Here is a 14,125-nt window from a genome sequence, read left to right as displayed (position 1 = left end):
CCCCGATGACGCCCGCGCACGCCGACGCGGTGCTGCGGATCTACGGCGCCGGCGCCGCCTCCGGGCTCGCGACGTTCCAGGCGCAGCCGCCGACCTGGGTCGAGTTCGACGCGGGGCACCTGCCCGACCACCGGCTCGTGGCGCTCGACGCCGACGACGCCGTGCTCGGCTGGGTCGCGGTCTCGCCGGTGTCCGGCCGGTGCGTGTACGCCGGGGTGGTCGAGCTGTCGGTGTACGTGGACCCGGCGGCCCGCGGGCGCGGCGTCGGCCGGCTGCTCGTCGACGGCCTGGTCGACTCCGCGCGGGCCGGCGGCGTGTGGACGATCCAGGCCGGGGTGTTCCCGCAGAACCGGGCCAGCCTCGCGCTGCACGCCGCCGCCGGGTTCCGGGTGGTGGGCACCCGCGAGCGCCTCGGGCTGATGGGGCACGGGCCGCTCGCCGGGTCCTGGCTCGACGTGGTGCTGCTGGAGAAGCGGCTCTAGGCGGTCGCCCGGGGGCCGGGTGCGTACGGCACCCAGGTACCGGGCGGACGCTACTCATCCGCGCCCCGGGCCTACTCACCGCGCGCCGGCGCGCCGTCGTGCGGCGCAGGGGCGACGGAGGCTGGGGGCGACCGGGCGGGCACCCCCGTGCGTCGCCGGTCGCCCCGAACCCCGCCGGAAGGACCTCGCATGCGCACGCCCCGCACCCGGGCCGCCGCCCTCGCAGCCCCGCTGTGCCTGCTCGTCGCCCTGACGGCGGCGCAGGTCGTCGACCGTGACGACGTCCGGATCGACTTCGACGGCACGACCTTCGCGATCGAGGCCGCGGGCAGCACGTCGCCGGGCTGGCAGCCCGGCGACGTCGACTGGCACTCCTCGACGGACGCGTGGACGGTCGACCTGGCCCACGACGTGCTCGTCCCCGGGGTGCCGCTCGAGCTGCGCGTCGCGGTGCGGAACGTCTCGGGCACCCCGGCCGCGGTCGACGTCGCGTTCGACGACACGGCGCCGGCGTCCGACGGCTTCTTCGACTCGCTCCACGTCGTGGTCCGCGACGACGGTCGGGTGCTCGCCGCCGGACCCGCGCACGCGGTGCGGGCCACCCTGCCCGGGGACGTCGGCCCGCACGGCGCGGACGTCCGGGTGCTCGACGTCGAGATCACCAGCCCGGCCACGGGCGACGACCGCTGGGCGGGTGCCCGCACCGGCCTCCAGGTCCTCCTCGAGGGGACGAGCCGATGAGCCGCCGACGGACTCCCCAGCCGCCGCGCGGTCTCCGGCTGGTGGCCGCGGCCGCCCTGGTCGCCGTCTCGGCCGCCGCCGGGGTGCTCGTCGGGTCGGCGGCGACCGCCCGGGCGGCGGGGCCCGGGATCGACCTGGTCGAGGGGTCCACCACGACCGCACGGCTCGCGGTGCCCTACCCGGGGCACGCCACGGAGCTCGACATCACCGCGCACCCGGCGACCACCGGGCCCAGCGCGCTCTCGCTCGTCGTGACCGGAGGGACCGGCCCGCTCGCCGACGGACCCGACGCGCTGGTCCTCACCCTCGCGGACTCCGCGGGTGCCGTCCTCGCGCAGGGGACGGCGGCCGACCTGGCGGGCCGGCCGGTCGACCTCGGCACGCTCGAGGGCGAGCCCGTGACGGTGCACGGCGTCGCGGCGCTCCCCGCCACGGCCGGCGACGAGCTCCAGGGCGTGGGGCTGAGCCTGACGTTCGGGCTCACGGCCACGCAGGACGTCTCGACCGCACCGACCCCCGGGTGGGGTGCGCTGGCGGTGACCGGAGCCCCCGCGCTGGGCGGCGTCGCGCTGGCCGGTGCCCTGGTCGCGCTCGGGCTCCTGCTCCTCGCCGCGCGTCGCCGTCGCCGGGCCGGGGACGCGCCCGCCTAGTCCTGCGCGGGCGCGACCGCGTCCACGAGCACGGTGACCTCGTCGTCGTCCGCGACGACGAAGCCGCCCGTGATCGCGACCTCGACCGGGTCCCCGTCGGCGAGCCGGAGCCGCACGACGCCGGCGCCGAGGACGGCGGCGACGGGCGCGTGCCGGGCGAGGACGCCCAGCGAGCCGGCGGTCGACGGGACCGTGACCCCGCGCGCGGCACCCGACCAGAGGACGCCGTCCGGGGCGACCACCTGGACGGTCAGCGAGGCGCCGTCGGTCGGCGCGTCGGACGCGGGGGTGCGGGGCTGCTCGGCGGTCACGGACGGGTCTCCTCGGGTCGCGCGGGGCTCTGCTCCGCCCGAGTCTCGCCGCGTGGCGCGCGGGGCCCGTCGTCCTTTGGTCCGGGGGTGGTCGACCTGGACGTGGTAGCGGGGCTCGTCAGGCGAGGCGGGCGCGGTGCCGGGGTTGACCCGCGGCGTCCTGGTCGCTGACCCACTCGCCGTCCACGCGGCGGCCGATGGCGTCCAGGCTCGGCTGGACGAGGTGGTCGAGCGGGAGGATCCCGTCCTCCGCCACGATGTCGCGCGCCAGCACGCGGCCGCCGAGGTCGACCAGGCTGAGCAACCACGTGGTCCGGCCGTCCGCGGGCCGCGGACCGTGCAGCACCACGATCCGGGCGTGCGGGCGCGCGTCGGGCCCGAGGTCGCCGATCAGGGGGACGCTCCGCTCCACGATCACCTCCGCGCTCGGTCGGTCCTCGTCGAGTGTGCTGCGCTCGCGCCCCGTGGGGACCGCCCGAGGAGGGTGAAACCGCGGATGATCGCCGCCGACGCGCCCGCGCGCCGCCGGGCCGACGCCGGCGCGGGCGGGCGGGGGTCAGGGCGGGGGCGGGTCGCCCGGGCGGGGGAGGACCGCGCCGGGCGGGAGCCACGTCGTCGCGGGGACGTGCCCCTCGACGAGTCGGTCGGGCGGGTCGGGCAGGCCGGCGACCGCGCGCAGGACCTCGACCCCGGCGGCCGCGCGGGTCGCACCGGTGCCGACGACGCGGCGGGCGGCGACCAGCACCGGCAGCAGGACGCACGCCACCACGGCCGCCGGCCCGGCGAGCAGGACGGTCAGCGGCTGCGCGACGGCGGCGAGCGCCGCGGCCACGACGAGCAGCAGCGCCAGCCGGACGGAGGTGCCCGTGCGCAGCGGCGCGACCCACCGGTGCGGCTGCGGGCCCGGCGTCCAGCGCCGCAGCCGGGACGCCGCGCCCCGGGCCAGGAGCAGGCCGACCAGCGCGCCGACCACGCCACCGGCCAGGACCGTCCAGCGGTGGGCGGGCGGCACGGGTGCGGTCGACACGGTGAGGCACGCGGTGCCGCACGGTGCCGAGGCGGCGACGCGCGGCGCCAGGGCGACGACCGCCGAGCAGCCCGCCAGCACCGCGACGGTCACCGTGAGCGCGACCGTCAGCCACGGGCGTGCGGCGGTGCGGGTGCGGGCGACCTGGGCGTACAGCCGGCCGCTGGGGGTGACGACCTCGCCGGGCTGGACGACGAGGTACCGGGAGACCGCGCGGCGGCGGCGGACCGGCGCGCCGACGGCGCCCACGAGCGCGGCGACCCCCAGCCAGGCGCCGACGAACCCGACCGGGACGCCGCCGTCGTGCCCCGCCCGCGCGACGAGGTAGACCATCAGGCCGCCGAGTCCGGACGGGACCGTCCGGCGCGCCGCGTGCAGCGGGCCCTCGATGTCGTCCCGCACCCAGTCGCGGTACCGGGGGTCGAGCCGGCGCTCGAGCAGCACGTACCCGAGCCAGGCTCGCAGCGGGGGGTGCTCCCGCCACCGGGTCGCCCACCCGCCGCGGACGAGGCCGAGGCCGGACCGCAGGTCGAGCCGACGGGAGCCCTCGGGTGCGAGGTCGGCGAGCAGGGCGGTCACCTCGGCGGCGCGCGCGGTGCGCCAGCGCCGGGGGTAGGCCCGCAGCCACCGGGCGGCGGACCGCGCGAAGGCCGGGTCGGCGCCCGTCGTCACGCGATGCCCGGGGCGGGTCGGGCGGTGCCGCCGAGCAGGCGGTCGGCACGCCGGGCGAGCGCGGTCAGCCGGGCGGTCTCGGTCGTCAGGGCGGCGCGCCCCTGCGGGGTGAGGCGGTAGTAGCGGCGCAGGCGCCCGTCGACCACGACCTCGCCGGACGCCTCCGCGTACCCCGCGGTGACCGCCCGGTCGAGGATCCCGTACAACGTGCCGGCGCCGAGGCGGACCGCCCCCCCGGACAGCTCCTGCACCTCCTGGACCACCCCGTACCCGTGCCGGGGCTCGTCCGCGAGCGCGAGCAGCACGAGGTACGCCTGCTCGGTCAGCCGCATCGTCATCCCCGATATATATCGCCCCCCGACCCATAGGGGCAACCCCCCCCCCGCGCCGGCGGGGCGGGGGTGCGGGGGGCTAGGAGGCCAGGCGGTCGGCGGTGGGGCGGTCGAGCTCGGACCAGAGGTCGTCGAGCGAGAGGCTGAGGACCGCGGCGACGGCGGCGACGGTGGAGAACGCGGGGGTCGCGACCCGGCCCGACTCGATCTTGCGGAGCGTCTCCGGCGAGATGCCGGCGTCGAGCGCGGTGGTGAGCATCGAGCGGTCGCCGCGGGCGCGCCGCAGCAGGGCGCCGAGGCGCTGCCCGCGCTCGATCTCCGCGGCGGTGAGCGGGAGTCGGACCATGCGCCGACTCTAACCCGGGATAGTCTTACCGGGATAGTTATCACCACCGCCGGGAGGCACCCCCGCATGATCGAGATCCTCGACGCCGCCGAGCTGACCCGGGCGCGGGCCACCGGCGCGCTGGTCGCCGACATCCTGGACACCCTGCGCGAGCGCGCCGTGGTCGGGACCAACCTGCTCCAGATCGACGCGTGGGCCCAGGAGATGATCCTCGGCGCCGGCGCGGTCTCCTGCTACGTCGACTACGCCCCGTCGTTCGGTCGCGGGCCGTTCGGCCACTACATCTGCACGGCCGTCAACGACGCCGTCCTGCACGGCCTGCCGCACGACTACGCGCTCGCGGACGGGGACCTGCTCACCCTGGACCTCGCGGTGCTGCTCGACGGGATCGCCGCCGACTCCGCGATCAGCTTCGTCGTCGGCGCCGCGCGGCGGGACGAGGACGTCGCGATGATCGAGACCACCCGCCGCGCGCTCGGCGCGGGCATCGCCGCCGCCCGGCCCGGCGCGCGGACCGGGGACATCGCGCACGCGATCGGCACCGTCCTCACCGGGGCCGGCTACCCGGTGAACACGGAGTTCGGCGGGCACGGCATCGGCTCGACGATGCACCAGGACCCGCACGTCGCGAACACCGGCCGCCCCGGCCGCGGGTTCCCGCTGCGCCCCGGGATGCTCCTGGCGATCGAGCCCTGGATCATGGCCGACACCGACGAGCTCGTCACCGACGCGGACGGCTGGACCCTGCGCAGCGCCACGGGCTGCCGGACCGCGCACAGCGAGCACACCATCGCGATCACCGCGGACGGCCCGGAGATCCTCACGCTGCCGACCCGCGCGCGCTGAGACCGGCGGGCGGCGGGGGTCTGGTCACGGCGGGGTCGCCCGGGGTGTGATGGCCGGGTGCCGCACCCGGCGGCCCGACCGCGGAGGTCCCTCGATGGCGACGATCGTCTCCACCCTGTTCATCTCGCTCGACGGCGTCGCGGAGATCGACCCGGCGTGGCACTTCCCGTACTTCGACGACCGGATGGGCGCCGCGGTCGGGGAGGACTACGCCGACGTCGACCTCCTGCTGCTCGGGCGCGTCACCTACGACAGCTTCGCCGGCGCGTGGCCGGACCGGGAGGCGGCGGGCGGCGAGGACGCGACGTTCGCGGCGCAGCTCGGCGACACCCGCAAGGTCGTCGCGACCCGCGGCGACCAGGACCTCGGGTGGCGCAACACCGAGCGCCTCGACGGGGACCTGCCCGCGGCCGTCGCGGCGCTCAAGGCCCAGCCCGGGCTCGGCACGATCCTCGTGCCCGGCTCGCTGTCCGTGGTGCGCCAGCTGCTCGCCGCCGGGCTGCTGGACGAGCTGCGTCTGCTGGTGCACCCCGTCGCGGCCCGGAAGGGCGAGCGCCTGTTCGACGAGGGCGAGCCGATCTACCCGCTGCGGCTGCTGCGCTCCGACGTGCTGCCGACCGGCGTCGTGCGCCTGGTCTACGCGCCGGCCGCGCTCCCGGGTGCGCAGGGCTACGAGGACGTCACCGGGTCGCTGCCCGGCGCCTGACCCTCAGCCGGCGACGCCCGCGACGGCCGCCTCGACCGCCGCGCGGGCGTCGTCGACGGCGCGGCGCGCCGCGATCACCAGGTCGATGTCCTCCGGGTCGGCGACCGGGGTCGCGCGCGCGACGACGGCCGCGTCGAGCGCCGCCCTCAGCGCGTCCCGGGCCGCCGGGGCCCCGGAGCCCGCCGCGTAGGCCTGCTCGCCCGCGGCGACGGCCTGGTCGACCGCCACGAGAGCGGCCTCGTACACCTCGACCTCGGCGGCGAGCTCCCAGTAGTCAGCTCCCCTCCAGGACGTCCGTCGAGCCGGAGTCGACGGCGGCGAACCGCTCGCGGGCCTGGTCGGTCCGGCGGTCAGCCTCCGCCGCGCGCTCGGCGACCGAGCCGTCCGTCGGCGCGCTGGTGTCCAGCTCCGCCGCGTCGTCCACCACGGCGGTGAACTCGTCCTGCACCGCGGGGTCGATCCGGCCGTCCGTCGACGCGAGCAGGTCGCGCGCGGTCACGACGCGCTCGTCCAGCTCCGCGGCGGTGGACGCCAGGCGCTCGAGCGCCTCGTCCAGGTCCGCCTGCGCGGCGACCCTCGCCCGCTGCTGCCCGACCAGCCACAGCCCGCCGAGCACCAGCACCGCCAGCACCGCGACCACGAGCCCCGTGACCAGCACCGGGCTCGGCCGTCGACGCCCCCGGGCCGTCGCGGTCGCGTCGGACGTGCTGCTGACCATGCGGGACCTCCGGACGACGGCGACGGGCCGCCCCATCGTGCCACCCCCCCACCCCCCACCCGCACCCGCTCCCGCACCCCCACCCGCTCCGCCCGACGAGAGGTCACGACACGCGGGCGTGCGGGCGACGCACCCAGCGTGTCGTGACCCCTCGTCGGGGACAGCGACGCGGGAGCGGGGACAGCGACGGGGGAGCGGGTACGGGGCGGCGCGGCGGCGGGGGCGCGCCTAACCTGGGCGGATGCCCGAGGGTCACACCGTCCACCGCATCGCCCGCCAGTTCGACCGGGACCTCGTCGGGCACCGCCTGGCGGTGTCGTCGCCGCAGGGGCGGTTCGCGGCGGGGGCCGCGCTGCTCGACGGCCGGGAGCTGCTGGGGTCGTCGGCGGTCGGCAAGCAGCTGTTCCTCACGTTCGAGGGCGGGCACGTGCTGCGGGTGCACCTCGGGCTGTACGGGGCGTGGGACCTGCACGGCGTGGTGTCCCCGCTGGTCGAGGGGGCGGAGGCGGTCGCGAGCCTCGGGGCGCCGCGGGTGCGCCGCTCGGTCCGGATCGGCGAGGAGGAGCGCGAGCGCGACGACGCCGGGGCCGACGAGCCGGACGCGCCGTTCCCGCCGGCCCCGGTCGGGCAGGTCCGGGTGCGGCTCGCCGCGGAGGCGACGGTCGCGGACCTGCGCGGTCCCACGGCGTGCGAGGTGCTCGACCCGGCGGCCGCGGCGCTGGCGGTCGCGCGCCTGGGGCCGGACCCGGCGTCGGACGACGGCGCGGGCGGGGACGAGATGGTCCGGCGGCTGACGTCGCGGGGGACGCCCGTCGGTCAGCTGCTGATGGACCAGGCGGTGGTCGCGGGGATCGGCAACATCTACCGCGCGGAGCTGCTGTACCGCGCGCGGCTCGACCCGCACGTGCCCGGCAGGCGGGTCCCGGCCGGGACGGCGCGGGCGCTGTGGGACGACTGGGCGGTGCTGCTCGCGGACGGGATCCGCACGGGCGTGATGCTGACGCGCGAGGACCTGGACGACGCGGGCCGCGCGGCGGCGCTGCGGGACCGGTCGCTGCGGCACTGGGTCTACGGGCGCGGCGGTGAGCCGTGCCGGACGTGCGGCACCCCGGTCGTCGTCGAGGAGATGGCGGGGCGCAAGCTCTACTGGTGCCCGACCTGCCAGCGCTGAGTCAGGCGGCGGGGCCGGGTGCGACCAGCGTCATCGGCAGGTGCGGGATGCCGTCCTCGACGTCGTCCTCGCCCGCGCGGGCGAACCCGAACCGCGCGTACCAGTCCTCGAGGTGCGCCTGCGCGTGCAGGTGCACCGTCGCGCCGGGGCGCACCAGGGTGAGGCCGTGCCGGATCAGCGCGGCGGCGACGCCCCGTCCCCGGGCGGCCCCGGCGGTCGCCACCCGGCCGATCGCGGGCTCGGCGCCGGAGGACCGCAGCACCCGGATGCAGCCGAGCACCTCGCCGTCCTCGTGCGCCCAGACCTGCAGGGTGTCGTCCAGCAGGTCCTGGCCGTCGAGGTCGGGGTACGGGCAGTCCTGCTCGACGACGAACACGTCGACGCGCAGCCGCAGCAGCGGGTACAGCTCGGCGGCGGTGATCGTGGCGGCGGTGCGGGTCTCGATCGTCAGGGGCACCGGACCAGCGTAGGCGGCGCTACTCGAGCTCGAAGTCGGCGACGATCAGCGGGTCGGGCTGCTGCTCGCCGACGGGGACCTCCGCGTCGAGCACGTTGCCGCGGGTCGCGAGCGGGCACGCCCACGCCGGGTCGTACGCGCACGACGGGTTGTAGGCGAAGTTGAGGTCGAGCACGAGGCCGCCGTCGGCCGCACGGCCCAGGTCGGCGTGCTTGACGGTGTCCAGCAGGTACCGGCCGCCGCCGTAGGTGCCGCGCCCCGCGGTGCGGTCCTTCACGGGGATGAAGATGCCGCCGCCGTAGCTGCGCAGCGCCCACACGGACAACCCGCCGAGGCCGTCGAGCTCGACGCGGCCGACCCGGTCGAACGGGACGACGCCGTCGGTGCCGGTCGCGACCTCGAGCCGCTGCGCGGAGGTGGCGCGCACCCGGACCTCGAACCGGAAGGCCGGGTCGTAGGGCGCCACCGACAGGCCGGTGAACACGGCCTTGGCCGCGGGCCGCAGGGGGGACGCGGCGTGCTCGGCGAACAGCTCGTCGCGGCGGGCGACCCACTCGGCGTGCGCGGCGGCGGGGTCGGACTCCGCGATCCGGCGCACGTCCGCGTAGGTCTGGGCGGTGCGTCGGCGCCAGTCCGCGACCGCGAGCGCGTCGAGGGCCAGGCCGAGCTGCGTCACCATGCGCTCACGGTCTCACGGACGGGCGCGTCCGCGCGGGTCGAGCGCGCGGGGCCCGGTCGAGCCGGCGCAGCGCGCGCACCTCGCGGACCGCCGTCGCGGCGCTCACCAGCGCGACGAGCAGCGCCCACACGGCGCCGCGTGCGGCCAGCACCAGGCAGACGACCGTCAGCGTCAGGGCGCCCGCGACCACGGCGAGGCTCGACCACCGGATGCTGCGCAGCACGCCGACGACGCTACCCCGGCGTCGGCGTGCACGGCTCCGCGGGCGTGAAAGGCTCGGGGGCATGGACCTGAGGATCTTCACCGAACCGCAGCAGGGCGCGACCTACGACGACCTCCTGGCCGTGGCGCGTGCCACGGAGGAGCTGGGCTACGACGCGTTCTTCCGCTCCGACCACTACCTGACGATGGGCGGCGACGGCCTGCCCGGCCCGACCGACGCGTGGACGACGCTCGCCGGCCTGGCGCGCGAGACCAGCCGGATCCGGCTCGGCACGCTGGTCACCTCCGCGACGTTCCGGCACCCGGGTGTCCTCGCGATCCAGGTCGCGCAGGTCGACCAGATGTCGGGCGGCCGCGTCGAGCTCGGGCTCGGCGCCGGCTGGTACGCCGAGGAGCACGCGGCGTACGGCATCCCGTTCCCGGAGAAGCGGTTCGGCCCGCTGACCGAGCAGCTCGAGGTCGTCACCGGCCTGTGGGGCACGCCGGTGGGCGAGACGTTCGACTACGCCGGCGAGCACTACACGCTGACGCGCAGCCCCGCGCTGCCGAAGCCCGTGCAGACCTCCCCGCTGGACCCGTCGAAGGCGGGGGTGCCGGTGATCGTCGGCGGCCTCGGCCCGAAGCGGACCCCCGCGCTGGCCGCCCGGTTCGCCACCGAGTTCAACCTGTCGTTCCCCGCGCTGGACGTCGTGGGCGAGAAGTTCGAGACCGTCCGCGAGGCGTGCCGGACGATCGGCCGCGACCCGGAGTCCCTGACGCTGTCCGCGGCGCTCGTGCTGTGCGCGGGCCGTGACGACGCCGAGGTCGACCGCCGGGCCGCCGCGATCGGCCGCGACCCGAAGGAGCTGCGCGAGGTCGGCATCGCCGGCACGCCGACCGCGATCGTCGACCGCCTGGGCTCGCTCGCCGAGCTGGGCGCGACCCGCGTCTACCTGCAGGTGCTGGACCTGCACGACCTCGACCACCTGGAGCTGGTGGCCTCCGAGGTCATGCCGCAGCTGCGCTGAGTCCGGGCGCCCGCGACCGGTCCGCACGCCCCGTGCGGACCAGGTCGCGGGCCACCACCACCGCGAGCACGACCAGCAGCACGTTGCGGAGCGCGAGCACCAGCGTCGGGCCCGCCTGCTGCAGGGTGATCGCGTCGTAGGCGACCGGGAACACGACCTGCGTGAGCCCCGCGACGACGAGCACCAGCACCGCCGGCACCCGCCAGGACCGCAGGCCGGCGAGCCCGGGCCGGGCGAGGCCGACGACCACGGGCCCGGCCAGCCAGCCGACGAACTGCGGCGAGCCGACCTTGTTCGCCAGGATCAGCACGACCGCGAGCAGCAGCGCCCCGCGCGCGAGGAACCCCGCGGTGTCCAGGGCGTCGCCGGCGCGCAGCCGCACCCACGCGAGCAGGCCGGTGACGAGCGCCAGCGCGACCGGCAGGACCAGCCCCAGCGCGGCGGCGACGCCCGCGGTCCCCGGCCCGGCGATCTCCCAGGTCGTGATCGCGTCGTTGAGCACCACCCGCACGTCCGGGCTGGTGATGCCGGCGACCAGCCACGGCGTCGCGGCGACGGACTCGAGCTGGAGCCCGCGGTCGCCCTGCTCGGTGAGGAAGCTCGTGAGGTGCCCGAGCCCGCCGCCGGCCGCGACCGCGCCGACCACCACCGCGCACACCGCGGCGGCGGGCAGCACGAGGTCCCGCCAGGGGCGGCGGACGACGAGCACGAGGGCCAGCAGCAGCGCGCCGGGGGCGACCTTGACCCACGCACCCGCCGTGAGCAGGGCGGACGCCACCGCCGGGTGCCGCAGCGCGACCGTGAGCGCGACGACGACGACCGGCGCGACCACGGCGTCCAGCCGCCCGACCGCCACCGGACCGAGCAGCAGCACGAACCCCAGCCACCACCACGCGCCGACCGCCGGGTCGTGCCGGGGGGCCTCGACGACGCCGCGGACACCTGTCGCGCCCGCGCCGGCCCGGCGCAGCAGCACCAGCACCGCGACCGCGTTCAGCAGCGCGACCATCGCGGACCAGGCGAGCGCGTACGGCCGGGTGCCGACGGCGTCGACCAGCGCGGGCAGCGCCATCGGCACGACGGCCCCGGCGGGGTACACCCAGTCGCCGTCCAGCACCGGCCACACGCCCTGGTGCAGGCCCTGCCACATCCACCAGCGGTACAGGTCGAGGTCCCAGAAGGCCCGCGCGGGGATCAGGACGGTGCCGACGTACGTGATCCAGCCGTGCACCAGCACGAACGCGGTCCACAGGGCGGGGCGCGAGCGCAGCAGGCGGTCGATGACGTCACCTCGGGCGTGGGCGGGCGGGTGCGGGCGTCCACACCCTACGCGGGCGCCCGACCGGGTGAAGCGGGCCCGGTAGCCTGCCCCCGGCGCGCGGACGGTCCGCCGCGCCACGAGGAGGCGGGACCGGCGTGAGCGCGATCGGGTGGCGGGTGCACGGCGACGGCAGGCGCGTCGAGCCGGGGGCGGTCGTCGCCCCGGACGAGCGGCTGTCCTGGCCCCGGACCATCGGGATCGGCATGCAGCACGTCGTCGCCATGTTCGGCGCGACGTTCCTGGTGCCGCTGCTCACCGGGTTCTCCCCGGCGACGACGCTGCTGTTCTCCGCCCTCGGCACCGTCGTGTTCCTGCTGGTCACGGGGAACAGGCTGCCCTCGTACCTGGGCTCGAGCTTCGCGTTCATCGGCCCGATCGTCGCGGCGACCGCGTCCGGCGGGCAGTCCGCGGCCGTCGGCGGCGTGCTGCTCACCGGCGTGCTGCTCGCGCTGATCGGCCTCGTGGTGCACCTCGCCGGCTCCCGGTGGATCGACCTCGTGATGCCCCCGGTCGTCACCGGCACCGTCGTCGCGCTGATCGGCTTCAACCTCGCGCCGACCGCGTGGGGCACCTGCGACGACAGCGGCGCGTGCAGCGGGTTCCGTGCCGCACCGGTGACCGCCGTGGTCACCCTCGCGGCGATCGTGCTCACCGGCGTGCTGTTCCGCGGCATCCTCGGCCGGTTGTCGATCCTGGTCGGCGTCGTGATCGGCTACGCGGTGGCGACCCTGCGCGGCGAGGTCGACTTCACCGCCGTCGGCGAGGCCGCGTGGGTCGGGCTGCCGGAGTTCGTCACCCCGACGTTCGAGCCGCGGCTGCTCGGGCTGTTCCTGCCCGTGGTGTTCGTGCTGATCGCCGAGAACGTCGGCCACGTGAAGTCCGTCGCCGCGATGACCGGCAAGGACCTCGACCCGCTCACCGGCCGCGCGCTGCTCGCCGACGGCCTGGCCACCACGCTCGCGGGCGTCGGCGGCGGCTCCGGGACCACCACCTACGCGGAGAACATCGGCGTGATGGCGGCGACCAAGGTGTACTCGACGGCGGCCTACTGGGTCGCGGCCGCCACGGCGCTGGTGCTGAGCCTGTCGCCGAAGTTCGGCGAGCTGATCAACACGATCCCCGCCGGCGTCCTCGGCGGCGCGACCACGGTGCTCTACGGGATGATCGGCGTGCTCGGCGCCCGGATCTGGGTGCAGAACAAGGTCGACTTCTCGAACCCCGTGAACCTCACCACGGCGGCCGTCGCGCTGGTCATCGGCATCGCCAACTACACGTGGGCCGTCGGCGACCTCACGTTCGAGGGCATCGCGCTGGGCTCGGCCGCGGCGATCGGCGTCTACCACCTGATGCGGGCCGTGGCCCGGTGGCGCGGCACCACCCAGGAGCCGGCGTCCCCGGCGTCCGTGCCGGGCGGGACCGAGCTCGGCCGCTGAGGCGGACCGGCCGGGGGCGTCAGCCCTCGGCCGGGGGCGCGGTCGCCTCGGGTGCCGGGGGCGGCGTCGGCTGGGGGACCGCGGTGACCTGGTCGAGGGCGATGCAGCCCTCCGGCACGGCGAACGGCTGGTCCGCGACGAGCACGACGTCGGCCGCCGCGACCAGCGCGTTGTAGGTCTTGCCGACCACGACGTCGACGGTCGCGTCCGCCCGGGTGTCGAGCACGAGCTGCGGGGTGTCGAACTGCGCGGCGACGGTGTACGCGGCGGCCACGCCCTGCGTGCCGAACTGGATCAGCGCGGTGCCGTCGTAGCCGGTGTAGCCCATCGCGGCGGCGTTGTTCTGCGAAGCGACGACGAACCCGCGCGACGCCAGCGCGGACGCGGTGTCGCCCGCGAGCCCGATCCGGCTGGTGGAGTTGAGGACGTTCACCGTCACCTGGCCGTACGGGACGGGCGTGGCGCCCTCGGGCGGGCACGGCGAGTTCGCCGCGGCCAGGCCCGTCGGGGCGGGGGACGAGAAGCCGCGCGCGAGCAGGGGCGGCGTCCAGCTGCCGGTGTAGACGGCGGCGGCGCCGAGCGCGGCGACCGCGAGGCCACCCAGCAGCACGCCGAACACGACGGCCTGGCGCTCGCGGACGTGCCGGTGGCGTCGCTGGCGGGCGGCGTCCGGGGTGCGGTCAGCGCTCATCGTTCTCGATCACGAGGACGCGCGCGTGCAGCACGGGCCGCTGGTGCAGGGCGGCACGCACGGCACGGTGCAGGCCGTCCTCCAGGTAGAGGACGCCGCGCCACTGCACGACGTGCGCGAACAGGTCCCCGTAGAACGTGGAGTCCTCCGACAGGAGGTTGTCCAGGTTGAGGTCCCGCTTGGTGGTGACCAGCTCGTCCAGGCGGACCTGGCGCGGCGGCACCTCGGCCCACTGCTTGGGCGTGACGAGGCCGTGATCGGGATAGGGCCTGCCCTCGCCCACCGACTTGAAGATCACGTCGGCGAGTCTAGG

At 76.9% G+C, this 14,125-nt stretch carries 21 protein-coding genes; 8 read left to right on the top strand and 13 right to left on the bottom strand.

The genetic code is table 11. The features are described 5' to 3' along the window. The first annotated feature begins 5 nt into the window (after positions 1–5). The 3 genes from AC1VL8_RS03535 to AC1VL8_RS03525 all read left to right on the top strand — a co-directional run bounded on the left by AC1VL8_RS03535 (position 6) and on the right by AC1VL8_RS03525 (position 1,873). Positions 6–482 (top strand): GNAT family N-acetyltransferase, encoded by a 477-nt coding sequence (locus AC1VL8_RS03535; protein WP_483076179.1) that lies wholly within the window; start codon positions 6–8, stop codon positions 480–482. 189 nt (positions 483–671) lie between these two features. Beyond that, complete coding sequence (locus tag AC1VL8_RS03530) at positions 672–1,223, top strand: hypothetical protein (RefSeq protein ID WP_483074164.1); 552 nt, start codon at positions 672–674, stop codon at positions 1,221–1,223. Further along, a complete protein-coding gene (locus tag AC1VL8_RS03525; RefSeq protein ID WP_483074163.1) occupies positions 1,220–1,873 on the top strand; it encodes a hypothetical protein in 654 nt (217 codons plus the stop codon). Before AC1VL8_RS03530 ends, AC1VL8_RS03525 begins: the two co-directional genes overlap by 4 nt. Here the strand turns inward: AC1VL8_RS03525 and atpC are convergent. The 5 genes from atpC to AC1VL8_RS03500 form a co-directional block, all read right to left on the bottom strand. Beyond that, complete coding sequence (gene atpC / locus AC1VL8_RS03520) at positions 1,870–2,184, bottom strand: ATP synthase F1 subunit epsilon (RefSeq protein WP_483074162.1); 315 nt, start codon at positions 2,182–2,184, stop codon at positions 1,870–1,872. The genes AC1VL8_RS03525 and atpC overlap by 4 nt on opposite strands. A gap of 118 nt (positions 2,185–2,302) precedes the next feature. Beyond that, positions 2,303–2,596, bottom strand: coding sequence for a hypothetical protein (locus tag AC1VL8_RS03515; RefSeq protein WP_389232491.1), 294 nt, complete (start codon positions 2,594–2,596; stop codon positions 2,303–2,305). A gap of 144 nt (positions 2,597–2,740) precedes the next feature. Beyond that, the gene (locus tag AC1VL8_RS03510; protein WP_483074161.1) at positions 2,741–3,883 is read right to left on the bottom strand and encodes a hypothetical protein; all 1,143 of its coding nucleotides are present in this window, start codon (positions 3,881–3,883) and stop codon (positions 2,741–2,743) included. Next, the gene (locus tag AC1VL8_RS03505; RefSeq protein WP_483074160.1) at positions 3,880–4,221 is read right to left on the bottom strand and encodes a PadR family transcriptional regulator; all 342 of its coding nucleotides are present in this window, start codon (positions 4,219–4,221) and stop codon (positions 3,880–3,882) included. Before AC1VL8_RS03505 ends, AC1VL8_RS03510 begins: the two co-directional genes overlap by 4 nt. A gap of 73 nt (positions 4,222–4,294) precedes the next feature. Next, positions 4,295–4,561, bottom strand: coding sequence for a helix-turn-helix domain-containing protein (locus AC1VL8_RS03500; RefSeq protein ID WP_483074159.1), 267 nt, complete (start codon positions 4,559–4,561; stop codon positions 4,295–4,297). A gap of 66 nt (positions 4,562–4,627) precedes the next feature. Between AC1VL8_RS03500 and map the strand changes: the two genes are divergently transcribed. Then, entirely contained in the window at positions 4,628–5,407 is a 780-nt protein-coding gene (gene map / locus AC1VL8_RS03495; protein ID WP_483074158.1) for a type I methionyl aminopeptidase, read from the top strand. A gap of 94 nt (positions 5,408–5,501) precedes the next feature. Then, complete coding sequence (locus AC1VL8_RS03490; protein ID WP_483074157.1) at positions 5,502–6,113, top strand: dihydrofolate reductase family protein; 612 nt, start codon at positions 5,502–5,504, stop codon at positions 6,111–6,113. Between the two features lie 3 nt (positions 6,114–6,116). Here the strand turns inward: AC1VL8_RS03490 and AC1VL8_RS03485 are convergent, their stop codons facing one another. Both AC1VL8_RS03485 and AC1VL8_RS03480 read right to left on the bottom strand, forming a co-directional pair. Then, positions 6,117–6,359, bottom strand: a complete 243-nt coding sequence (locus tag AC1VL8_RS03485; protein WP_483074156.1) for a hypothetical protein — start codon at positions 6,357–6,359, stop codon at positions 6,117–6,119. 28 nt (positions 6,360–6,387) lie between these two features. After that, complete coding sequence (locus tag AC1VL8_RS03480) at positions 6,388–6,831, bottom strand: hypothetical protein (protein WP_483074155.1); 444 nt, start codon at positions 6,829–6,831, stop codon at positions 6,388–6,390. 241 nt (positions 6,832–7,072) lie between these two features. Between AC1VL8_RS03480 and AC1VL8_RS03475 the strand changes: the two genes are divergently transcribed. Further along, positions 7,073–8,002 (top strand): Fpg/Nei family DNA glycosylase, encoded by a 930-nt coding sequence (locus tag AC1VL8_RS03475; RefSeq protein WP_483074154.1) that lies wholly within the window; start codon positions 7,073–7,075, stop codon positions 8,000–8,002. 1 nt (position 8,003) lies between these two features. On the opposite strand, the gene AC1VL8_RS03470 is transcribed toward AC1VL8_RS03475, so the two are convergent. Genes AC1VL8_RS03470 through AC1VL8_RS03460 form a run of 3 tightly spaced genes read right to left on the bottom strand, consistent with a single transcriptional unit; the run spans position 8,004 to position 9,361 of the window. Beyond that, complete coding sequence (locus tag AC1VL8_RS03470) at positions 8,004–8,459, bottom strand: GNAT family N-acetyltransferase (protein WP_483074153.1); 456 nt, start codon at positions 8,457–8,459, stop codon at positions 8,004–8,006. Positions 8,460–8,478: 19 nt separating this feature from the next. Continuing rightward, positions 8,479–9,138, bottom strand: coding sequence for a DUF1684 domain-containing protein (locus tag AC1VL8_RS03465; RefSeq protein WP_389232467.1), 660 nt, complete (start codon positions 9,136–9,138; stop codon positions 8,479–8,481). Positions 9,139–9,142: 4 nt separating this feature from the next. After that, entirely contained in the window at positions 9,143–9,361 is a 219-nt protein-coding gene (locus AC1VL8_RS03460) for a hypothetical protein (protein ID WP_389232464.1), read from the bottom strand. 61 nt (positions 9,362–9,422) lie between these two features. Between AC1VL8_RS03460 and AC1VL8_RS03455 the strand changes: the two genes are divergently transcribed. After that, on the top strand, positions 9,423–10,367 hold the full coding sequence (locus AC1VL8_RS03455; RefSeq protein ID WP_483074152.1) for an LLM class F420-dependent oxidoreductase: 945 nt from the start codon (positions 9,423–9,425) through the stop codon (positions 10,365–10,367). Here AC1VL8_RS03455 and AC1VL8_RS03450 read toward each other — a convergent pair. Further along, positions 10,348–11,604, bottom strand: a complete 1,257-nt coding sequence (locus tag AC1VL8_RS03450; RefSeq protein ID WP_483074151.1) for a glycosyltransferase 87 family protein — start codon at positions 11,602–11,604, stop codon at positions 10,348–10,350. The genes AC1VL8_RS03455 and AC1VL8_RS03450 overlap by 20 nt on opposite strands. A 179-nt stretch (positions 11,605–11,783) precedes the next feature. On the opposite strand from AC1VL8_RS03450, the gene AC1VL8_RS03445 reads away from it, so the two are divergent. Continuing rightward, positions 11,784–13,121, top strand: coding sequence for a uracil-xanthine permease family protein (locus AC1VL8_RS03445; protein ID WP_389232456.1), 1,338 nt, complete (start codon positions 11,784–11,786; stop codon positions 13,119–13,121). Between the two features lie 19 nt (positions 13,122–13,140). Here AC1VL8_RS03445 and AC1VL8_RS03440 read toward each other — a convergent pair whose 3' ends face one another. Then, the gene (locus tag AC1VL8_RS03440; protein WP_483074150.1) at positions 13,141–13,812 is read right to left on the bottom strand and encodes a LytR C-terminal domain-containing protein; all 672 of its coding nucleotides are present in this window, start codon (positions 13,810–13,812) and stop codon (positions 13,141–13,143) included. Next, on the bottom strand, positions 13,802–14,110 hold the full coding sequence (locus AC1VL8_RS03435) for a type II toxin-antitoxin system VapB family antitoxin (protein ID WP_389232450.1): 309 nt from the start codon (positions 14,108–14,110) through the stop codon (positions 13,802–13,804). Before AC1VL8_RS03435 ends, AC1VL8_RS03440 begins: the two co-directional genes overlap by 11 nt. Positions 14,111–14,125 lie beyond the last annotated feature (15 nt).

It is taken from the genome of Cellulomonas sp. KU4C, from assembly GCF_056868065.1.
Note: the sequence above shows the minus strand (reverse complement) of the source record. Positions and strands in the feature narration are given on the sequence as shown.

Coding starts and splice junctions, on each gene's coding strand:
- AC1VL8_RS03535 (WP_483076179.1), top strand. CDS start 6: ATGACGCCCGCGCACGCCGACGCGGTGCTGCGGATCTACGGCGCCGGC.
- AC1VL8_RS03530 (WP_483074164.1), top strand. CDS start 672: ATGCGCACGCCCCGCACCCGGGCCGCCGCCCTCGCAGCCCCGCTGTGC.
- AC1VL8_RS03525 (WP_483074163.1), top strand. CDS start 1,220: ATGAGCCGCCGACGGACTCCCCAGCCGCCGCGCGGTCTCCGGCTGGTG.
- AC1VL8_RS03505 (WP_483074160.1), bottom strand. CDS start 4,221: ATGACGATGCGGCTGACCGAGCAGGCGTACCTCGTGCTGCTCGCGCTC.
- AC1VL8_RS03500 (WP_483074159.1), bottom strand. CDS start 4,561: ATGGTCCGACTCCCGCTCACCGCCGCGGAGATCGAGCGCGGGCAGCGC.
- map (WP_483074158.1), top strand. CDS start 4,628: ATGATCGAGATCCTCGACGCCGCCGAGCTGACCCGGGCGCGGGCCACC.
- AC1VL8_RS03490 (WP_483074157.1), top strand. CDS start 5,502: ATGGCGACGATCGTCTCCACCCTGTTCATCTCGCTCGACGGCGTCGCG.
- AC1VL8_RS03480 (WP_483074155.1), bottom strand. CDS start 6,831: ATGGTCAGCAGCACGTCCGACGCGACCGCGACGGCCCGGGGGCGTCGA.
- AC1VL8_RS03475 (WP_483074154.1), top strand. CDS start 7,073: ATGCCCGAGGGTCACACCGTCCACCGCATCGCCCGCCAGTTCGACCGG.
- AC1VL8_RS03465 (WP_389232467.1), bottom strand. CDS start 9,138: ATGGTGACGCAGCTCGGCCTGGCCCTCGACGCGCTCGCGGTCGCGGAC.
- AC1VL8_RS03455 (WP_483074152.1), top strand. CDS start 9,423: ATGGACCTGAGGATCTTCACCGAACCGCAGCAGGGCGCGACCTACGAC.
- AC1VL8_RS03440 (WP_483074150.1), bottom strand. CDS start 13,812: ATGAGCGCTGACCGCACCCCGGACGCCGCCCGCCAGCGACGCCACCGG.